The 14,956-nt window shown below is 63.2% G+C and carries 14 protein-coding genes; 9 read left to right on the top strand and 5 right to left on the bottom strand.

Going from position 1 to position 14,956, the window contains the following annotated elements; genetic code table 11:
• The first annotated feature begins 51 nt into the window (after positions 1 to 51).
• The 3 genes from argF to N4R57_17135 are packed head-to-tail and all read left to right on the top strand — an operon-like array spanning position 52 to position 2,476.
• Entirely contained in the window at positions 52 to 978 is a 927-nt protein-coding gene (gene argF, locus N4R57_17145; GenBank protein UYV36702.1) for an ornithine carbamoyltransferase, read from the top strand.
• Positions 968 to 1,429 carry a hypothetical protein gene (locus N4R57_17140; protein UYV36701.1) on the top strand — a complete coding sequence of 154 codons (462 nt, stop codon included), beginning with the start codon at positions 968 to 970 and terminating at the stop codon, positions 1,427 to 1,429. Before argF ends, N4R57_17140 begins: the two co-directional genes overlap by 11 nt.
• A 57-nt stretch (positions 1,430 to 1,486) precedes the next feature.
• A complete protein-coding gene (locus N4R57_17135; protein UYV36700.1) occupies positions 1,487 to 2,476 on the top strand; it encodes a 2-dehydropantoate 2-reductase in 990 nt (329 codons plus the stop codon).
• A gap of 84 nt (positions 2,477 to 2,560) precedes the next feature.
• Here the strand turns inward: N4R57_17135 and N4R57_17130 are convergent, their stop codons facing one another.
• The 3 genes from N4R57_17130 to hrpB form a co-directional block, all read right to left on the bottom strand.
• Positions 2,561 to 4,045: an inorganic phosphate transporter gene (locus N4R57_17130; GenBank protein UYV36699.1), complete on the bottom strand. Its 1,485-nt coding sequence runs from the start codon at positions 4,043 to 4,045 to the stop codon at positions 2,561 to 2,563.
• Positions 4,046 to 4,156: 111 nt separating this feature from the next.
• Positions 4,157 to 4,615 (bottom strand): NUDIX hydrolase, encoded by a 459-nt coding sequence (locus tag N4R57_17125; GenBank protein UYV36698.1) that lies wholly within the window; start codon positions 4,613 to 4,615, stop codon positions 4,157 to 4,159.
• 133 nt (positions 4,616 to 4,748) lie between these two features.
• The gene (gene hrpB, locus N4R57_17120) at positions 4,749 to 7,244 is read right to left on the bottom strand and encodes an ATP-dependent helicase HrpB (GenBank protein UYV36697.1); all 2,496 of its coding nucleotides are present in this window, start codon (positions 7,242 to 7,244) and stop codon (positions 4,749 to 4,751) included.
• 78 nt (positions 7,245 to 7,322) lie between these two features.
• Here hrpB and meaB point away from each other — a divergent pair, with 78 nt between their 5' ends.
• From meaB to N4R57_17095, 5 genes are all read left to right on the top strand, one after another.
• Positions 7,323 to 8,297, top strand: a complete 975-nt coding sequence (gene meaB, locus N4R57_17115; GenBank protein ID UYV36696.1) for a methylmalonyl Co-A mutase-associated GTPase MeaB — start codon at positions 7,323 to 7,325, stop codon at positions 8,295 to 8,297.
• A gap of 387 nt (positions 8,298 to 8,684) precedes the next feature.
• Positions 8,685 to 10,565 (top strand): ABC transporter ATP-binding protein/permease, encoded by a 1,881-nt coding sequence (locus N4R57_17110; protein UYV36695.1) that lies wholly within the window; start codon positions 8,685 to 8,687, stop codon positions 10,563 to 10,565.
• Positions 10,566 to 10,715: 150 nt separating this feature from the next.
• On the top strand, positions 10,716 to 12,584 hold the full coding sequence (locus N4R57_17105; GenBank protein UYV36694.1) for an ABC transporter ATP-binding protein/permease: 1,869 nt from the start codon (positions 10,716 to 10,718) through the stop codon (positions 12,582 to 12,584).
• Positions 12,585 to 12,606: 22 nt separating this feature from the next.
• On the top strand, positions 12,607 to 13,308 hold the full coding sequence (locus N4R57_17100; protein ID UYV36693.1) for an SDR family oxidoreductase: 702 nt from the start codon (positions 12,607 to 12,609) through the stop codon (positions 13,306 to 13,308).
• 86 nt (positions 13,309 to 13,394) lie between these two features.
• On the top strand, positions 13,395 to 13,571 hold the full coding sequence (locus tag N4R57_17095; GenBank protein ID UYV36692.1) for a hypothetical protein: 177 nt from the start codon (positions 13,395 to 13,397) through the stop codon (positions 13,569 to 13,571).
• A 97-nt stretch (positions 13,572 to 13,668) separates the two neighbouring features.
• Here the strand turns inward: N4R57_17095 and N4R57_17090 are convergent, their stop codons facing one another.
• Both N4R57_17090 and N4R57_17085 read right to left on the bottom strand, forming a co-directional pair.
• Positions 13,669 to 14,145, bottom strand: a complete 477-nt coding sequence (locus N4R57_17090; protein ID UYV36691.1) for a GNAT family N-acetyltransferase — start codon at positions 14,143 to 14,145, stop codon at positions 13,669 to 13,671.
• A gap of 9 nt (positions 14,146 to 14,154) precedes the next feature.
• Positions 14,155 to 14,355 (bottom strand): hypothetical protein, encoded by a 201-nt coding sequence (locus N4R57_17085; protein UYV36690.1) that lies wholly within the window; start codon positions 14,353 to 14,355, stop codon positions 14,155 to 14,157.
• 111 nt (positions 14,356 to 14,466) lie between these two features.
• Here N4R57_17085 and rpmB point away from each other — a divergent pair, with 111 nt between their 5' ends.
• Positions 14,467 to 14,754, top strand: coding sequence for a 50S ribosomal protein L28 (gene rpmB / locus N4R57_17080; protein ID UYV39605.1), 288 nt, complete (start codon positions 14,467 to 14,469; stop codon positions 14,752 to 14,754).
• Positions 14,755 to 14,956: the final 202 nt, after the last annotated feature.

The raw sequence follows: 14,956 nt of genomic DNA, 5'->3' as shown, positions 1-14,956 counted from the left end.
GGTCCGGGGGGCTGGCCCCCGGCTCTGCCGCCGAAAAACGGACCAAATATTATGAACCATTTTCTCGACCTGCATAAAACCGACACCAACGAGCTTACCGGCATGATCGCCAACGCCCGCGCAATGAAAGACGCGCGCGCAGGCCGCCCCAAGGGCAGCCCCGATGACGAACAGCCGCTCGCCGGGCATATGGTTGCGCTGATCTTTGAGAAACCCTCAACCCGCACACGCGTCAGCTTTGACGTGGGTGTGCGCCAGATGGGGGGCGAGACGATGGTGCTCTCTGGCAACGACATGCAGCTTGGCCATGGCGAAACCATCGCCGACACCGCGCGCGTTCTGAGCCGCTATGTTGATATGATCATGATCCGCACCTTTGACGAAACAGTGCTGCTCGAACTGGCGGAATATGCCGATGTGCCGGTGATCAACGGGTTGACCGACCGCACCCACCCCTGTCAGATCATGGCCGATGTCATGACCTATGAGGAGCATCGCGGCTCGATCAAGGGCAAGAAAGTGGTGTGGTGCGGGGATGGCAACAACGTCTGTTCGTCCTTTCTTCATGCAGCCGGGCAGTTCGGTTTTGACCTGACCTTCACCGGCCCGATGCAATTGGACCCGGAGCCGGAATTCATCGGGCTGGCCCGCGAGCAGGGCGCGAAGGTGGTGATCGAGCGTGACGCGGCCAAAGCGGTTGAGGGCGCGGACCTTGTCGTTGCCGACACATGGGTCAGCATGCACGACAGCCAATCCAACAAAGAGCGCCGCCACAACATGTTGCGCCCCTATCAGGTGAACGCCGAGTTGCTGAGCCATGCCAAGGATGACGCGCTGTTCATGCATTGCCTTCCCGCGCATCGCGGTGAGGAAGTGACCAGCGAGGTCATGGACGGGCCGCAATCGGTGATTTTCGACGAGGCGGAAAACCGGCTTCATGCGCAAAAGGCTGTTATGCGCTGGTGCCTTGGCGTGTAAGCCTCGCCCGATTGCCAATTTGGTTTTGGCGCTGCTGATCTGTGTCGGGAGCGTTGCGGGCGGTGGTGCGTTGCACGCAGAGGCGCGCGAACAAGATGCCTTGGCGTTGCTGCTGGGAGGCAAGTGGAGCCATGAGCCGCCTGTGGGCGGTCTGTGCAAATCGCCGTTCTGGTGGGAGCTGGACGCGGGTGGCAAGCGCCTGACCGTGCATCTTTCAGAGCCGATCCAGAGTCGCGACAGTTTTGGCGATACGTTCTACTATGACATACTGAACCGCGAGGCGGGGCGGTTGTTCATGTTCATGCATCACGAGACCTTGCGCACGGATGGCGGTGCCCTGGTGCGCTGGTATTTGATTTTTGACGGCGCGGATCGCTATGTCTGGTTGCGGGAAGACCATCCGGTTGGGTGGTGGCAGGGGGTGACCTATCGCTGTCCGTTGACTGGATAGCGCGGGCGGCTGCCTTCGGCGCGGGTGTGTTTTAGGAAAGATGAAAGGCGGGGCAGGATGGCGGAACCGGTGATTGTGGTGGCGGGCGCGGGTGCAATTGGCTGTTTCGTTGGCGGATTGCTTGCCGCGGCGGGGCGTGATGTGCGGCTTTTGGCGCGGGCGCGCGGTGTCGATGAGATCAAGGCGCATGGGTTGACGCTCAGCGATTTTGACGGGCTTGAGGCGCGGTCCACGCCCGAGGTGACGCAAGCGCCGGAGGTATTGGCAGAGGCCGATATCGTGCTGGTTTGCGTCAAGGGCGGAGCGAGCGCGGAGATGGGCCAGTTGGTCGCCCGCCATGCGCCGGAGCGGGCCGTGGTGGTAAGTTTGCAAAACGGTCTGACCCCGGTCGAGGTATTGCGCCGCGCCCTGCCGGGGCGCGATGTGCGTGCGGGCATGGTGGGCTTCAACGTGGTGGCGCAGGGGCAGGGGCGGTATCACCGGTCGGCCAGTGGCGAGATGATGGTGGAGGCCGGACCCGGCGAATTGGGCGCTTTGTTGAGCGTGCCGGGGCTGGAGGTCGAGGAGCGGGCCGATATGGCGGAAGTGCAGCGTGGCAAGCTGATCCTGAACCTGACCAATGCGGTCAATGCGCTATCGGGCAAGAGCCTGCGCGATATGTTGCTGGACCGGGGGTGGCGGCGGGTGATGGCGGCGCAGATGCGCGAGGCGCTGGCGGTGTTCAAAGCGGCCAGGTTGGAGGTGCGGGTGCCAGCGGCAGCGCCAGCGTGGGCGATCCCGACTATTTTGCGCCTGCCGACATGGGCGTTTCGCCGTGTGGCGGCGCCGATGTTGACGGTGGATGCGTCGGCGCGGACGTCGATGGTCGTGGATCTTGAGAGTGGCAAAAAGACCGAGATCGGTTTGTTTCAGGGTGAGATCGTGCGCCTAGGGCAGATGCATGGGGTTGCGACGCCGGTGAATGCACGGGTGGCCGATTTGGTCGCGGAAGCCGAGGTGGGGGGCATCCGGCAGGTGCGTTCTGCGGACATTCTGGCGGTGGTGTAGGGGCGACAGGATCGCAGCGTCACCGGCTGGGGTGTGGAGCGGAAGAAGGGCGAGCGGCTGGGGATTTTGCCCGCCCGTCCTTACTTAGACGAACATACTGTGCAGCAGATAGTAGATCAGCCCCGACATGAGGGCCGCGGCCGGGACGGTGATGACCCAAGCGGCGATGATCGTCATGAAATGCGAGCGGCGCACCAATTTGCGGCGGCGGCGTTCTTCGGGGGCGATGCGCAGTTCTGGGGGGATGGTTTGGGCGTTCTTGCGCATCCGGCGCGAGGTGTCCCATTCGCGAAAGAAGCCGACGCCGAAAACGCCGCCGACCGCGATATGGGTCGAGCTGACCGGGAGGCCGAGCCATGACGCCACGATCACCGTGAAGGCCGCCGAGAGTGCAACGCAATAGGCGCGCATCGGGTTGAGCTTGGTAATCTGGCTGCCGACCATGCGGATCAATTTGGGGCCAAAGAGGAACAGCCCGAAGGAGATGCCGAACGCGCCGATCACCATGACCCACATCGGGATCGCGACCTTGGAGGCGAAATCGCCGAATTCGGACGCATGCACGATGGCCGCCAGAGGGCCGACCGCATTGGCCACATCATTGGCGCCATGGGCAAAGCTGAGCAGGGCAGCGGAGATCACGAGCGGAATGCCGAACAGCACCTTGAGGGATTTGTTGCGGTTTTCGAGCCCTTGGGATTGGCGCGCGATGAGCGGGATCGTGACCAGCCACGCGGCGACGCCAAGGGCGAGCCCGATGAGCAGGGCGGTCGTCATGTCGATTTTGACGATGCGTTTCAGCCCCTTGAGGGCGAGATAGGCGGCGAAGGCTCCGGCCATGATGCCGACAAGGATCGGCACCCAGCGGCGGGCGGCGGCGATTTTATCGTCGCGGTAGATGACGCGCCATTTGATCAGGGCAAGGAAGCCAGCGGCGATGACCCCGCCGAGCACCGGGGAAATCACCCAAGAGGCGGCAATCGTGCTCATCGTGGGCCAGTTTACGGCGGAAAATCCGGCGGCGGCGATGCCCGCGCCCATGACCCCGCCAACCACGGAATGGGTGGTTGAGACCGGCGCGCCGACCCATGTGGCAAGGTTAACCCAAAGCGCCGCAGATATCAGCGCGGCCATCATTGCCCAGATGAAGACCCCCGAAGTGGCCACGGATTCAGGCGCGATGATCCCCTTGGAAATGGTCGAGACCACATCGCCCCCGGCCAGCAGCGCGCCCGCGCTTTCGAAGATCGCAGCAATGGCGATGGCCCCGCCCATGGTGAGCGCATTCGCCCCGACCGCCGGGCCCATATTGTTGGCCACGTCATTGGCCCCGATATTGAGCGCCATGTAAGCGCCGAACACCGCCGCCGCGACCACGATTAGGTTGGACTGGCTTTGCCCGAAGAGCACCCCTGCGATCAGGCCGGCCACAACGATGAAGGCCAGTGCGATCCCCGAGGCAACCATCGGCCGGGCGACATATTGGCCAGCGGTCTCAAGATGTGAGAAGCGGTCGAGGTCACGATCGAGCGTTTGTAGGTGGTCGGCATCGTTCGGTGGCTGGCTCATTGACACGGTCGTTCCCCCTCAGATCGTTCAAGCCCCTCAGAGCGTTCTGGAGGGGTAGAGAACCCGAGCCGCCAAATCAACGAATTTTGTCATAAAACCGTTACAAAACAGTTACAAACGACGCAAAATGTCCTGTAATTCGGGTTCGCGCACCATTGAGGAGGCTTTCTTGGGGCTGACCCATTTGCGCTCGCGTTGGTCGGATTCGGGGAACTCGTCCTTGAGCGAGGTGACTTCGACCGAATAGACAAGGGTTTCGACCGGCACGGGAAGGCCGCTGGAAAGCTCTTTGTCGTAGTCATAGGTGCCGACGGGTTCGGGTGCGATCTTGCCGGATTTCACGCCCGCTTCTTCCCAAGCTTCCTGCATGGCGGCGCCGGGGGCGTCCTTGCCATCAATCGGCCAACCTTTGGGGATGATCCAGCGACCGGTGTCACGCGAGGTGACGAGCAGCACCTTTTTCTTGGGGCCTTTGCGGGTGAAACACAGGGCTGCGACCTGCAACCGCTTGGGGCGCTGGAACATCGGGCGGACAAGCTCTGCCCACGCTTTTCGCAATCCGTTTGTCATTGTTAACCGTTTTACCTGCTCAAAGTTTTTTGATCGTTTCGCTCTTTATATAGGGTTTTTTCCGGATATGCAAAATGAGCGGGGCATGACGGGGCGTTGCTGACGGCGAATGCCTTGAATTCAGGCAGCTGTATCAGCGCTTGGCGCGGGGTTTGGCGCGCAGGGTCGGGTCGGCTTGGGTTGGATCGTCGGGCCAGGGGTGTTTGGGGTAGCGACCGCGCATGTCCTTGCGCACGTCGTCATAGGACGACGCCCAGAAACCGGGGATGTCGAGCGTGGTTTGCACCGGGCGCTGGGCGGGAGAGAGCAGCGTCACGCGCAGCGGCGTGGTGCCGACCATCGGGTGGGTCTTCTGGCCAAACATCTCTTGCAGGCGGAGCGATATTTCCGGGTGGTCACCGGAATAGTCGATCGGGATCTTGCGCCCCAATGGTGTGGTGAAATGCGGCGGGGCGAGCGTATTGAGGCGCTGGGTCTGGCCCCAGTCGAGCATGGCTTGCAAGGCGGGAAGGATGTCGAAGGCTTTCCAGTCAGCCGCGCTTCGGGTGCGGCCCAAGTGTGGCATGAGCCAGTCTTCGAGGCCGTTGAGCAAGGCGTCATCGGACATGTCGGGTAGCGCTTCGCCCGCCGCACGGGCCAAGGCCACGCGGGCGCGAAACCTTTGGGCGGCGGCAGAGGGCGAGAGGCCAAGATCACGGATGCCCACGCACATGGCAGTGGCGATGGCGTCGTCGGGGGCGTCTTTCCAGATGCGGTCATCGAGGGTGATCGCGCCGAGGCGTTCCTGTTTTCGGGCCACCACGCGGCGGTCGCGTTTGGACCAGTCGCAGGTGTCGATCCAGCCGATTTGATCCGCGAACTGGGCGCGGATTTCGGATTGCGAGATGGCGGTGGCCTGTCGGATGCGGGCCTCGCGCGGGTTGCCGTCAGTATCGGTGACAACGAGAAAGGGGGTGGCGGCGAGGGGGTCGCCATCGTCCAGCACCGCGCCTTTGCCACCGGAGAGCACATAGCGGGGCTGATCGCCTTTGCGGCGTTGCGCGATGCGGTCGGGATAGGCGAGCGCAGCCATTTCGGCGGGAGAGAGCGCGCTGTGCGCGCCCTTGCGGCTGCGACTACGGCTGGCGAGACGCTTGGCCTCTGCATTGATGCGGGTCAGGGCGGGGCGGTTGGGCGGATACGGGCGGGTTTGCGCAAAGTGGCGCGGGTCGGCGAGCGCCTCGAGCCGGAGGGTGAGGTCGGCGGGGGCAGAGCGCGGCAGCGGGTCACGATCCGCCAGAAGCGCGGCGAGGGGAGCGGCGGGCGGCCCCGCGAGGGTGAGCATATGCGCAAGGCGTGGGTGCAACGGCAGTGCGGCGAGGGCGCGGCCATGCGCGGTGATGCGGTTGTCGTTATCGAGCGCGCCGAGCATGTGGAGCAGGGCCTGTGCCTCGCCGTAGGTGCCGGGGTTGGGCTGGGTCAGGAAGGGCAGATCGGCAGGCGTGGCCCCCCAGAGCGCCAGTTCAAGGGCCAATCCGGTGAGATCGGCGGCCTCGATTTCGGCCGGGGGAAATGCGGCGAGCGCGCCCTCCTCGCCCTTGGTCCAGAGGCGATAGGCGCGCCCCGGTGCAACGCGGCCTGCGCGGCCCGCGCGTTGGGTCGCTTCGGCGCGGGTGACACGCTCGGTCACGAGGCGCGACATGCCTGACGACGGATCGAAACGGGCGCGGCGGGCGCGGCCTGCGTCGATCACCACGCGGATGTCCTGGATGGTGAGCGAGGTTTCGGCGATGGAGGTGGCGAGCACGATTTTGCGCCCTTGCGCCGCGGGTTGGATCGCGGCGCGCTGGTCCTTGAACGGCATCGCGCCGAACAGGGGGTGAAGGGTGCAATCCTTGGGCAGCTTGGGCTTGAGCAGTGCCTCGGCACGGCGGATTTCGCCTTCGCCGGGGAGGAAGACCAACACGCCGCCAGTGGTTTCGGTGAGCGCGTGGAGGGTGAGATCGGCGGTTGCCTCTTCAAGCCGGGCGCGCGGGGGCAGGGGGGTGTCGCGCCAGATCGTATCAACCGGGAAAGCGCGCCCTTGGGAGGTGATGAGCGGGGCTTGCATCAGCTCGGCCAATGGCGCGGCGTCGAGCGTGGCAGACATTGGCAACAGCATCAGGTCGTCACGTAGCGCGCCGGCGATTTCGAGACAAAGCGCAAGGCCGAGGTCAGCGTTAAGCGAGCGTTCGTGGAATTCGTCAAACAGCACCGCGCCGACGCCGGACAGTTCGGCATCGGATTGGATCATCCGGGTGAGGATGCCTTCGGTGACCACTTCGATGCGGGTTTGCGGCGAGGTTTTCGCCTCGCCTCGGATGCGATAGCCGACGGTTTGACCCGTGGTTTCACCGAGGCTATCGGCCATGCGTTCGGCGGCGGCGCGGGCGGCAAGGCGGCGCGGCTCAAGCATGAGGATGCGCCCGGTGGTCAGCTTTGCCTCAAGTAGCGCAAGCGGCACAACGGTGGTTTTGCCCGCACCGGGGGGCGCTTGCAGCACGGCGCGCCCCTCGCGGTGGAGCGCATCGAGGAGGGGGGCAAGCGCGTCATCTATGGGCAGGCCGGACTTCATGGGGTGGTTATGCGGCAGGGGGCGCCGCGCGTCCATAAGGGATCGCGGGTGGCTGGACTTGGCTGCCCGAGTTGGGCATGAAGGCGCGGGATTGGTCAGCACGGGGTCAGCGCCATGGACATCGCGGCAATTGCACAAAAAATCGCAGCGGGCGACCGGCGTGCGCTGGCGCGCGCGATAACGCTGGTGGAAAGCGGGCGCGATGATCACCGCGCACAGGCGACGGAGCTGCTTGAGGCGCTAAAGCCGCAGGGGCGACAGGCGATCCGCATCGGGTTGTCGGGCACGCCGGGGGTCGGGAAATCGACCTTTATCGAGGCGTTTGGCTGTTTGCTGACGGCGCGAGGGCTGAAAGTGGCGGTGCTGGCGGTGGACCCAAGCTCGACCCGGTCGGGCGGCTCGATATTGGGCGACAAGACGCGGATGGAGCGGCTGTCGCGCGATCCGAATGCGTTTATCCGCCCGTCGCCCAGCCAGAGCCATTTGGGCGGTGTTGCGCGCCGGTCCCGCGAGGCGATCGAGCTGTGCGAAGGGGCAGGGTTCGACGTTATCCTGATCGAGACCGTGGGCGTCGGGCAATCCGAGACGATGGTGGCGGAAATGGCGGACCTGTTCATCTTGCTGCTGGCCCCGGCGGGGGGCGACGAGTTGCAGGGCGTGAAGCGCGGGATCATGGAGATGGCCGATATCATCCTTGTGAACAAGGCGGATGGTGATCTCAAACCCGCCGCGACACGCACCTGCGCCGACTATATGGGCGCGCTGAAACTGCTGAGAAAACGTCCGCAGGATCCGGCAGGGTTTCCCAAAGCGATGATGGTGTCCGCGCTGCAACAAGACGGGCTGGAAACCGCTTGGAGCGAGATGACCTCGCTGATCGAGTGGCGCCGCGAGAATGGCCATTTCGAACGCGCCCGCGCCGAGCAGGCAGAGTTCTGGTTCCGCGAAGATGTCCGACAAGGCCTGCTGAGACAACTCGAGACAGGCCCAGCCCGCGATATCATGTCGGGACTGGCCGACGAAGTTGCGGCCGGCAAACTCACCCCAACACGTGCCGCAAGCGAGGCATTGGCCCGGATCAAAGGGTGATCCAAAGGAGTGCTTCCGCACGCTTTTATTCAAGTAATAGCAAGGTGACGTAAGCCCCAGAACCCTTCCGCGACGCAATGCAGTTAAGGTTAATGATGTGTTATTCATCTGACTGAAAATATCCCTGGGGGTGTGGGGGGCTGGCCCCCACCTTTGCCCGCGACCCGCCCCAAGGTTCCGAGGGGGTGACATCCGGTTTTCCCTGAGATAGCGTGCCGGGGCAACCTGAAGGGAGGGTGCAATATGTATCGCGGGATTTGGCATATTCATAGCTAAGTAGCGTCCAAGCTTGTGGGCGCGCCTTGGGGTGACGGGCCACAGGTGGCTGTCATCCCGGTTGTCGCCTGCCGACATATTGCAATTGCTTTGTTTCTAGGAAGCTCTCTCATGTTTCGTTATTTTGAAAACCTTGTTGACCCTTATTGCGACTATCCGCCCGAGGATCGTCCGCCACAGACCTTGTGGCGTTTCATGTTGGGCTATTCCAAGCCCTTCAAAACTGTTTTCTGGCTGGCCGGGATCATGTCGGTCGTGGTGGCCGCCGGAGAATTGCTGCTGATCTACTACATGGGGTGGGTCGTTGACATCCTGCAGGGTGACCCGGCGGGGGTCTGGGAAGAGCATGGCAACACGATGATCGCATTGGCGGTGTTCATCTTGCTACTGCGCCCGGCGTTTCAGCTTTTTGACGTAATGCTTGTCAACAACGCGATCATGCCGAATTTCGGGACGTTGATCCGGTGGCGTTCGCATGCGCATGTGTTGCGCCAGTCGGTGGGTTGGTTCGAAAATGATTTCGCGGGGCGCATTGCCAATCGCATCATGCAGACCCCGCCTGCCGCCGGAGAGGCGGTGTTTCAGGTGTTTGACGCGCTGACCTATTCGCTGGCTTATGTGATCGGCGCGGTGATTGTGCTGGGGCAGGCGGATGCGCGGCTGGCGGTGCCATTGGTGCTTTGGCTTGTGGCCTATGCCGCGTTGATGCGGTGGACCGTTCGCCGTGTTGGTCCGGCATCCGAGAAAGCCTCGGACGCGCGGAGCGCGGTGACGGGGCGGGTGGTGGATGCCTATACCAACATTCATTCCGTCAAGATGTTCGCCCATACCAAGGGCGAGATGGACTACGCCAAAGAAGCGATCGACCACTCGCGCGACACGTTTCAAGCCGAGATGCGGCTTTATACGTTGATGGATTTCGGCTTGGTGATGCTCAACGGGTTCCTGATCATGGGCGTTGTCGGCTGGGCGGTGCTCTTGTGGATGCAGGGGCAGGCGAGCGTTGGCGCGGTGGCGGCGGCCTCGGCTTTGGTGCTCAGGCTGAATGCGATGACGGGCTGGATTATGTGGGCGATCACGTCGTTCTTTCGCCAGCTGGGCGTGGTCAAGGAAGGGATGCAGACGATTGCCCAGCCGATTGACCTTGTGGATGCGCCCGAGGCCAAGCCCTTGCGCCTTGGCAATGGGCGGATCGAGGTTGACGGCGTCAGCCATCACTACGGGCGCGGCAGCGGCGGGTTGAATGCGGTGGAACTGGCCGTTGCGCCGGGCGAAAAGGTCGGGCTTGTGGGCCGGTCGGGCGCGGGGAAATCGACGCTGGTGAAGCTGTTGTTGCGGTTTTACGATGCCGAGGCCGGTGTCATTCGCATTGACGGGCAGGACATCACAAACGTCACGCAAGACAGCCTGCGCGCCGCGATCGGGATGGTGCAGCAAGACAGCGCGCTGTTGCATCGCTCGGTGCGCGACAACATCGCCTATGGCCGCCCGGAGGCCAGCGAGGAAGAGATCATTGCCGCCGCGAAAAAGGCCGAGGCGCATGGGTTCATCGAGGGGCTGGTTGATGCCAAGGGCAACGGCGGCTATGCCGCGCAGGTGGGTGAACGGGGGGTGAAGCTCTCTGGTGGGCAACGTCAGCGGATCACGCTGGCACGGGTCATCCTCAAAGACGCGCCGATCCTGTTGCTGGACGAGGCGACAAGCGCCTTGGACAGCGAGGTGGAAGCCGCCATTCAGGACACGCTCTATGGTATGATGGAGGGCAAGACGGTGATTGCGATTGCCCACCGGTTGAGCACCATTGCGCATATGGACCGGATCGTCGTGATGGACGATGGCCGGATCGTCGAAGAGGGGCGGCATGCCGATCTTCTGGCGCAAGGCGGGCTTTATGCGCAGTTTTGGGCGCGCCAGTCAGGTGGCTTTCTCGGAGACGAGACCGGAGACGAGCCTGGAGACAAGACGGGGGCGGATGACGCAGCGGCGCAATAGGTGGTGAAACACCTGTCCCAGACTTGACCCGGGACCGCGCCGGTGATGGGTAGGGGTGATGGGTAAGAGCGTCCGAGGTCGCGCCCGGAACGAAGGGGGCGCCTGTGCCCCATAGTTGAGAACATGGTGGCAACGCATGGTGGCAACGCAATGAAAACGACCAAATTTGCAGCGTGGTTCGCCAAGCGGATCGACCCGGAACGCCCGGCCAAAGGCGCGCCGCCAAGACAACTGGGCGCATTCTTTCGCTGGGCGCTTGACGGGTGTTGGCCTGTCATTGCCATCGCCGGATTTCTGTTTGCTTTGGGCGGTGCGTTTGAGGCGTTGGTCATGTTGTTGCTGGGGCGGATCGTGGATGCCACGGCGACGGGCGGCGTGAGCTTTTGGGCGGATAACGCGGCCTTGTTATTCTGGGCCGCGGCGGTGTTGTTGGTGCTGCGTCCGGTCTCCTTCGGGCTGGCCACGGGGTTTCAATCTATTGCGTTGGCACCGAACCTGTTTAGTCAGGTCATGGTGCGGTTGAACCGGCATACGCTGGGCCAGTCAGTCAGCTTTTTCGACGATGATTTCGCGGGCCGCATTGCGCAAAAGCAGATGCAGACCGCCAACAGCATCGTTTCGGTCGTACAGGAATCGGTGAATGCGATCACCTTTGCGCTGGCGGCCGTTGTGGGGATGCTGGCGTTGAGCGCGAGTGTTGATCCGGGAATGACCGTGATCGTGCTGCTCTGGCTGGTGCTTTATGTCGTGTTGCTGAGGGCTTTCCTGCCGCGGATTCGCAAACGCTCGGCGGCGCGGGCCGGGGCGCGGGCCGGTGTGACGGGGCAGATTGTCGATACCGTGACCAATATCCGCACCGTGAAGCTGTTCGCCCATGACGCGCATGAGGATCGCGCCGCATTGGACAGTGTCGGGCGGTTTCGCAGCAGCGCCATTCATTGGGCCGAGCTGGCGGTGTGGTTCCGCTTTTTGTTGATCGTATTGGCCGGGTCATTGCCGGTTGCGATGCTGGGCTATGGGTTGACGCGCTGGGGCGCGGGCGGCGTGACGAGCGGCGATCTGGCGGCGACGGGAGCGATGTCGATCCGGCTGGCGCAGATGACGGGTTGGGTAAGTTGGACCTTGATGACGATCTATGCCGATCTGGGCGAGGTCGAGGACGGGATGCACACGCTGTCGCCGGCGCATGGTCTGGTTGATCGCCCGGATGCAAAAGAGTTGACGGTTGCGGATGGGCGTATCGTGTTTGATGCGGTCGATTTCACCTATGGCCGCCCGGTGGGCGGGGTTCGGGCGCTGTCGCTTGACGTGGCGCCGGGCGAGAAGATCGGCATCGTTGGCGCATCCGGCGCGGGGAAATCGACGCTGGTGTCGTTGCTGCTGCGGCTTTATGATCCTGAGGGCGGCGAGATCAGGATCGACGGGCAAAACATTGCCGGGGTGACGCAAGAAAGCCTGCGCCGTCAGGTGGGGATGGTGACGCAGGATACGGCGATGTTCAATCGTCCGGCACGCGACAACATCCTTTATGGCCGTCAGACCGCGAGCGAGGGCGAGTTGATCGCCGCCGCCGAAAAGGCCGAGGCAGATGAGTTTATTCGCGACCTTGAGGATGGCGAGGGGCGCTCTGGCTATGATGCCCATCTGGGCGAGCGGGGCGTCAAGCTGTCTGGGGGGCAGCGGCAGCGGATCGCATTGGCGCGCGCCATTTTGAAGGACGCGCCGATTCTGGTTCTGGACGAGGCGACATCGGCGCTCGATTCCGAGGTCGAGGCGGCGATTCAGGCGGCTTTGGCGCGGGTGATGGAGGGCAAGACAGTGCTGGCGATTGCGCACCGCTTGTCGACCATCGTTCAGATGGATCGGATCGTGGTGATGGAAGCGGGCCGCATCGTGGAGACCGGAAGCCACGACGATTTGCTGACCAAAGGCGGGATTTACGCGGGGCTTTGGGCGCGCCAGTCGGGCGGGTTCTTGGGCGATGAGCTTGATGGTGACGCCGGAGCGGCGGCAGAGTGAGCCGTTGATGGGGAGGAAAGGGATGGCGCAGAAAAAAGTGGCTCTTGTCACCGGCGGTGCACGCGGCATCGGCCGCGCCATCGTCGAGGCGCTGTCCGAGGATCATCTGGTCGTGGTGCACTACAATTCCACGGTGCCAGAGGGGCTTGGCGGCGGCTGCATTGCCGTGCAAGCGGATCTGCGCTCCGAGGGTGCGGCGGAGGCGTTGATTGGCGAGGCGATCGACAAAGCCGGGCGGCCCGATGTGATCGTGAACAACGCGGGTCTGGTGGAAAGCACGCCGAAGGAGGCGTTTGACGCCCAAAGCTGGCGGGCGATTTTCGAGGTAAACCTGTTTGCTGCGGGCGCGATTTTATCGGCCGCTTTGCCGCATCTTGAGCGCGGAGCGGCGGTGGTGAATATCTCGTCCGTTAATGCCGTGTTGCCGCCGATGGGTGCGGCGGCTTATGGCGCAAGCAAAGCGGCGCTCGACCTTTGGACGCGGGCGATGGCCAAGGAGTTGGGGCCACAGGGCATCCGTGTGAACGCGGTGGCGCCGGGGGCGATCAACACCCCCGAAGCGCCGCGCGACGCCGATCTGACGCAGGCCTTTGTAGAGATGACCGCGCTGGGCCGGATCGGCAGGCCGGACGACATTGCAAAAGCCGTGCGATTTCTGGCCAGCGACGCGGCGGGGTTCATCACCGGCGAGGTTCTGACCGTGTCGGGCGGCTATCGCTTGTAGGGCGAGACATGACAGCGCGATGATATCTGTCGTTACGGGTGCGTTGGCGGTTGCTTGGCGCTCGTGCAGGGCGTAGGGTTTTTCCCATGAAACATGTCCCCAAAGAAAACACCGATGACGCGCTTATTCAGGAGTTCCTGAACAAGGGCGGCAAAGTCAGCGTTGGCGAGACGAAACCGCCCAAGCCCGAGTTGGGGCTGAGCAAGAACGTCTGGAACAACAAGCTGACCAAGGAAGAAAAGGCCGCGCGCGACAAGACGTGATCGCGCGGGTTTTTGAGAGGCCCGGAGGGTTGGGTGCTTTGATGTGTCAGAGCCGCGCGCCGCGCGCCGGGCGCTGGGCTGTCGCGGAGGAGTGTCGTCAGAGCGTTTTTTCGTAGCGCCAGATGGTGATCGGGAAGGGGCCGGCGGTGGTTTCGAACGTCATGTCCTTGGTCGCGCCGCGCCGCCAGCCCGATTTTTCGTAAAATCTTGCGGCCCGGTCATTGCCGACGCTACAGGCCAGCCAGACGGCTGTATGCCCGGCGGCGCGCAGGCGGGCTTCGGCCTCACCCATGAGGGCCGACGCGGTGCCGGTGCCGCGGGCAGACTGGGCGACATAGAACTGGTCGATTTCGTTATCATGCAGCATGACAAAGCCAAGCAGCCGGTCGGCATCTGCCGCGATAAAGGTCTGCGCCATATGCCGTGAAAGCCTGTCGTGGAAGCTCTCCAGCGTTCTGAGGCGAATGAGGTCGGGGGGCGCGAAATCGGCGTGTCCGGCGATCCAGCCTTCGTGCCAGAGCGCGGCAGCGGCAGGCAGATCAGCGTCAGTGAGAGGGCGAAAGGACAAGGTCATCGCGCGACGCTAACAGGGGCCGATCAGGCAGGCAAGAAGCTGGGTAAGCCGGGCTTTGAGGCCGTATCGCCCGCGCCGCGATAGCGTGCGGCACAGGCGGTTGTCGCGGTGGTGCAGGGTCAGCTTTGAGTTTACCACGCGAAAATGCGCTTGGGGGGCTTGCTGGGCTCGCCAATTCTGGAAATCACCGCCATACAGGCTTGACGCCACAGGTGATTCCACCTAAAGACCGCAGACGGATTTCAGGGTGCTGCGATGTCGGCGCCCATTTGTGTTGACGAGGCCACGGCGCCTTGCACGATCAAAGATGAGGATAAACCCATGTCGCGTGTATGCGAACTGACCGGTAAAGGCCCGATGACTGGCAACAATGTCAGCCACGCCAAGAACAGAACCCGCCGCCGTTTCCTGCCGAACCTGAACGATGTGACGCTTCAGTCGGAAACGCTCGGTCGTGGTGTGAAGCTGCGGATCACGGCAGCTGCCCTGCGCTCGGTCGATCACCGTGGCGGGCTGGACGCGTTCCTGGCCAAAGCCAAGGACGACGAGCTGTCGGATTCGGCGCTGAAAGTGAAAAAAGCGATCAAGAAGGCTCAGGCAGAAGCCTGATTTCTTTTTGACCTGACAAGTTTTAACGGCCCTGCCCTTGGTGGCGGGGCTGTTTTCGTTTGTTTTCATCTGACTGAAAATATCCCGGGGGGTGTGGGGGGCTGGCCCCCCACCTTTAACTGTGGTGTGGGGGGCTGGCCCCCACCTTTAACTGTGGTGTGGGGGGCTGGCCCCCCACCCTGAACAGTGGCGTTGGTGATCC

The sequence above is a fragment of the Rhodobacteraceae bacterium D3-12 genome (genome assembly GCA_025916135.1).
Taxonomy (GTDB): domain Bacteria; phylum Pseudomonadota; class Alphaproteobacteria; order Rhodobacterales; family Rhodobacteraceae; genus JAKGBX01.
Note: the sequence above shows the minus strand (reverse complement) of the source record. Positions and strands in the feature narration are given on the sequence as shown.

Bases quoted from the DNA above. Each gene is read 5' to 3' on its own strand.
- N4R57_17135 (UYV36700.1), top strand. From the start codon at position 1,487: ATGGCGGAACCGGTGATTGTGGTGGCGGGCGCGGGTGCAATTGGCTGT.
- meaB (UYV36696.1), top strand. From the start codon at position 7,323: ATGGACATCGCGGCAATTGCACAAAAAATCGCAGCGGGCGACCGGCGT.
- argF (UYV36702.1), top strand. From the start codon at position 52: ATGAACCATTTTCTCGACCTGCATAAAACCGACACCAACGAGCTTACC.
- N4R57_17090 (UYV36691.1), bottom strand. From the start codon at position 14,145: ATGACCTTGTCCTTTCGCCCTCTCACTGACGCTGATCTGCCTGCCGCT.
- N4R57_17105 (UYV36694.1), top strand. From the start codon at position 10,716: ATGAAAACGACCAAATTTGCAGCGTGGTTCGCCAAGCGGATCGACCCG.
- N4R57_17095 (UYV36692.1), top strand. From the start codon at position 13,395: ATGAAACATGTCCCCAAAGAAAACACCGATGACGCGCTTATTCAGGAG.
- N4R57_17130 (UYV36699.1), bottom strand. From the start codon at position 4,045: ATGAGCCAGCCACCGAACGATGCCGACCACCTACAAACGCTCGATCGT.
- N4R57_17125 (UYV36698.1), bottom strand. From the start codon at position 4,615: ATGACAAACGGATTGCGAAAAGCGTGGGCAGAGCTTGTCCGCCCGATG.
- N4R57_17110 (UYV36695.1), top strand. From the start codon at position 8,685: ATGTTTCGTTATTTTGAAAACCTTGTTGACCCTTATTGCGACTATCCG.
- rpmB (UYV39605.1), top strand. From the start codon at position 14,467: ATGTCGCGTGTATGCGAACTGACCGGTAAAGGCCCGATGACTGGCAAC.
- hrpB (UYV36697.1), bottom strand. From the start codon at position 7,244: ATGGACGCGCGGCGCCCCCTGCCGCATAACCACCCCATGAAGTCCGGC.
- N4R57_17100 (UYV36693.1), top strand. From the start codon at position 12,607: ATGGCGCAGAAAAAAGTGGCTCTTGTCACCGGCGGTGCACGCGGCATC.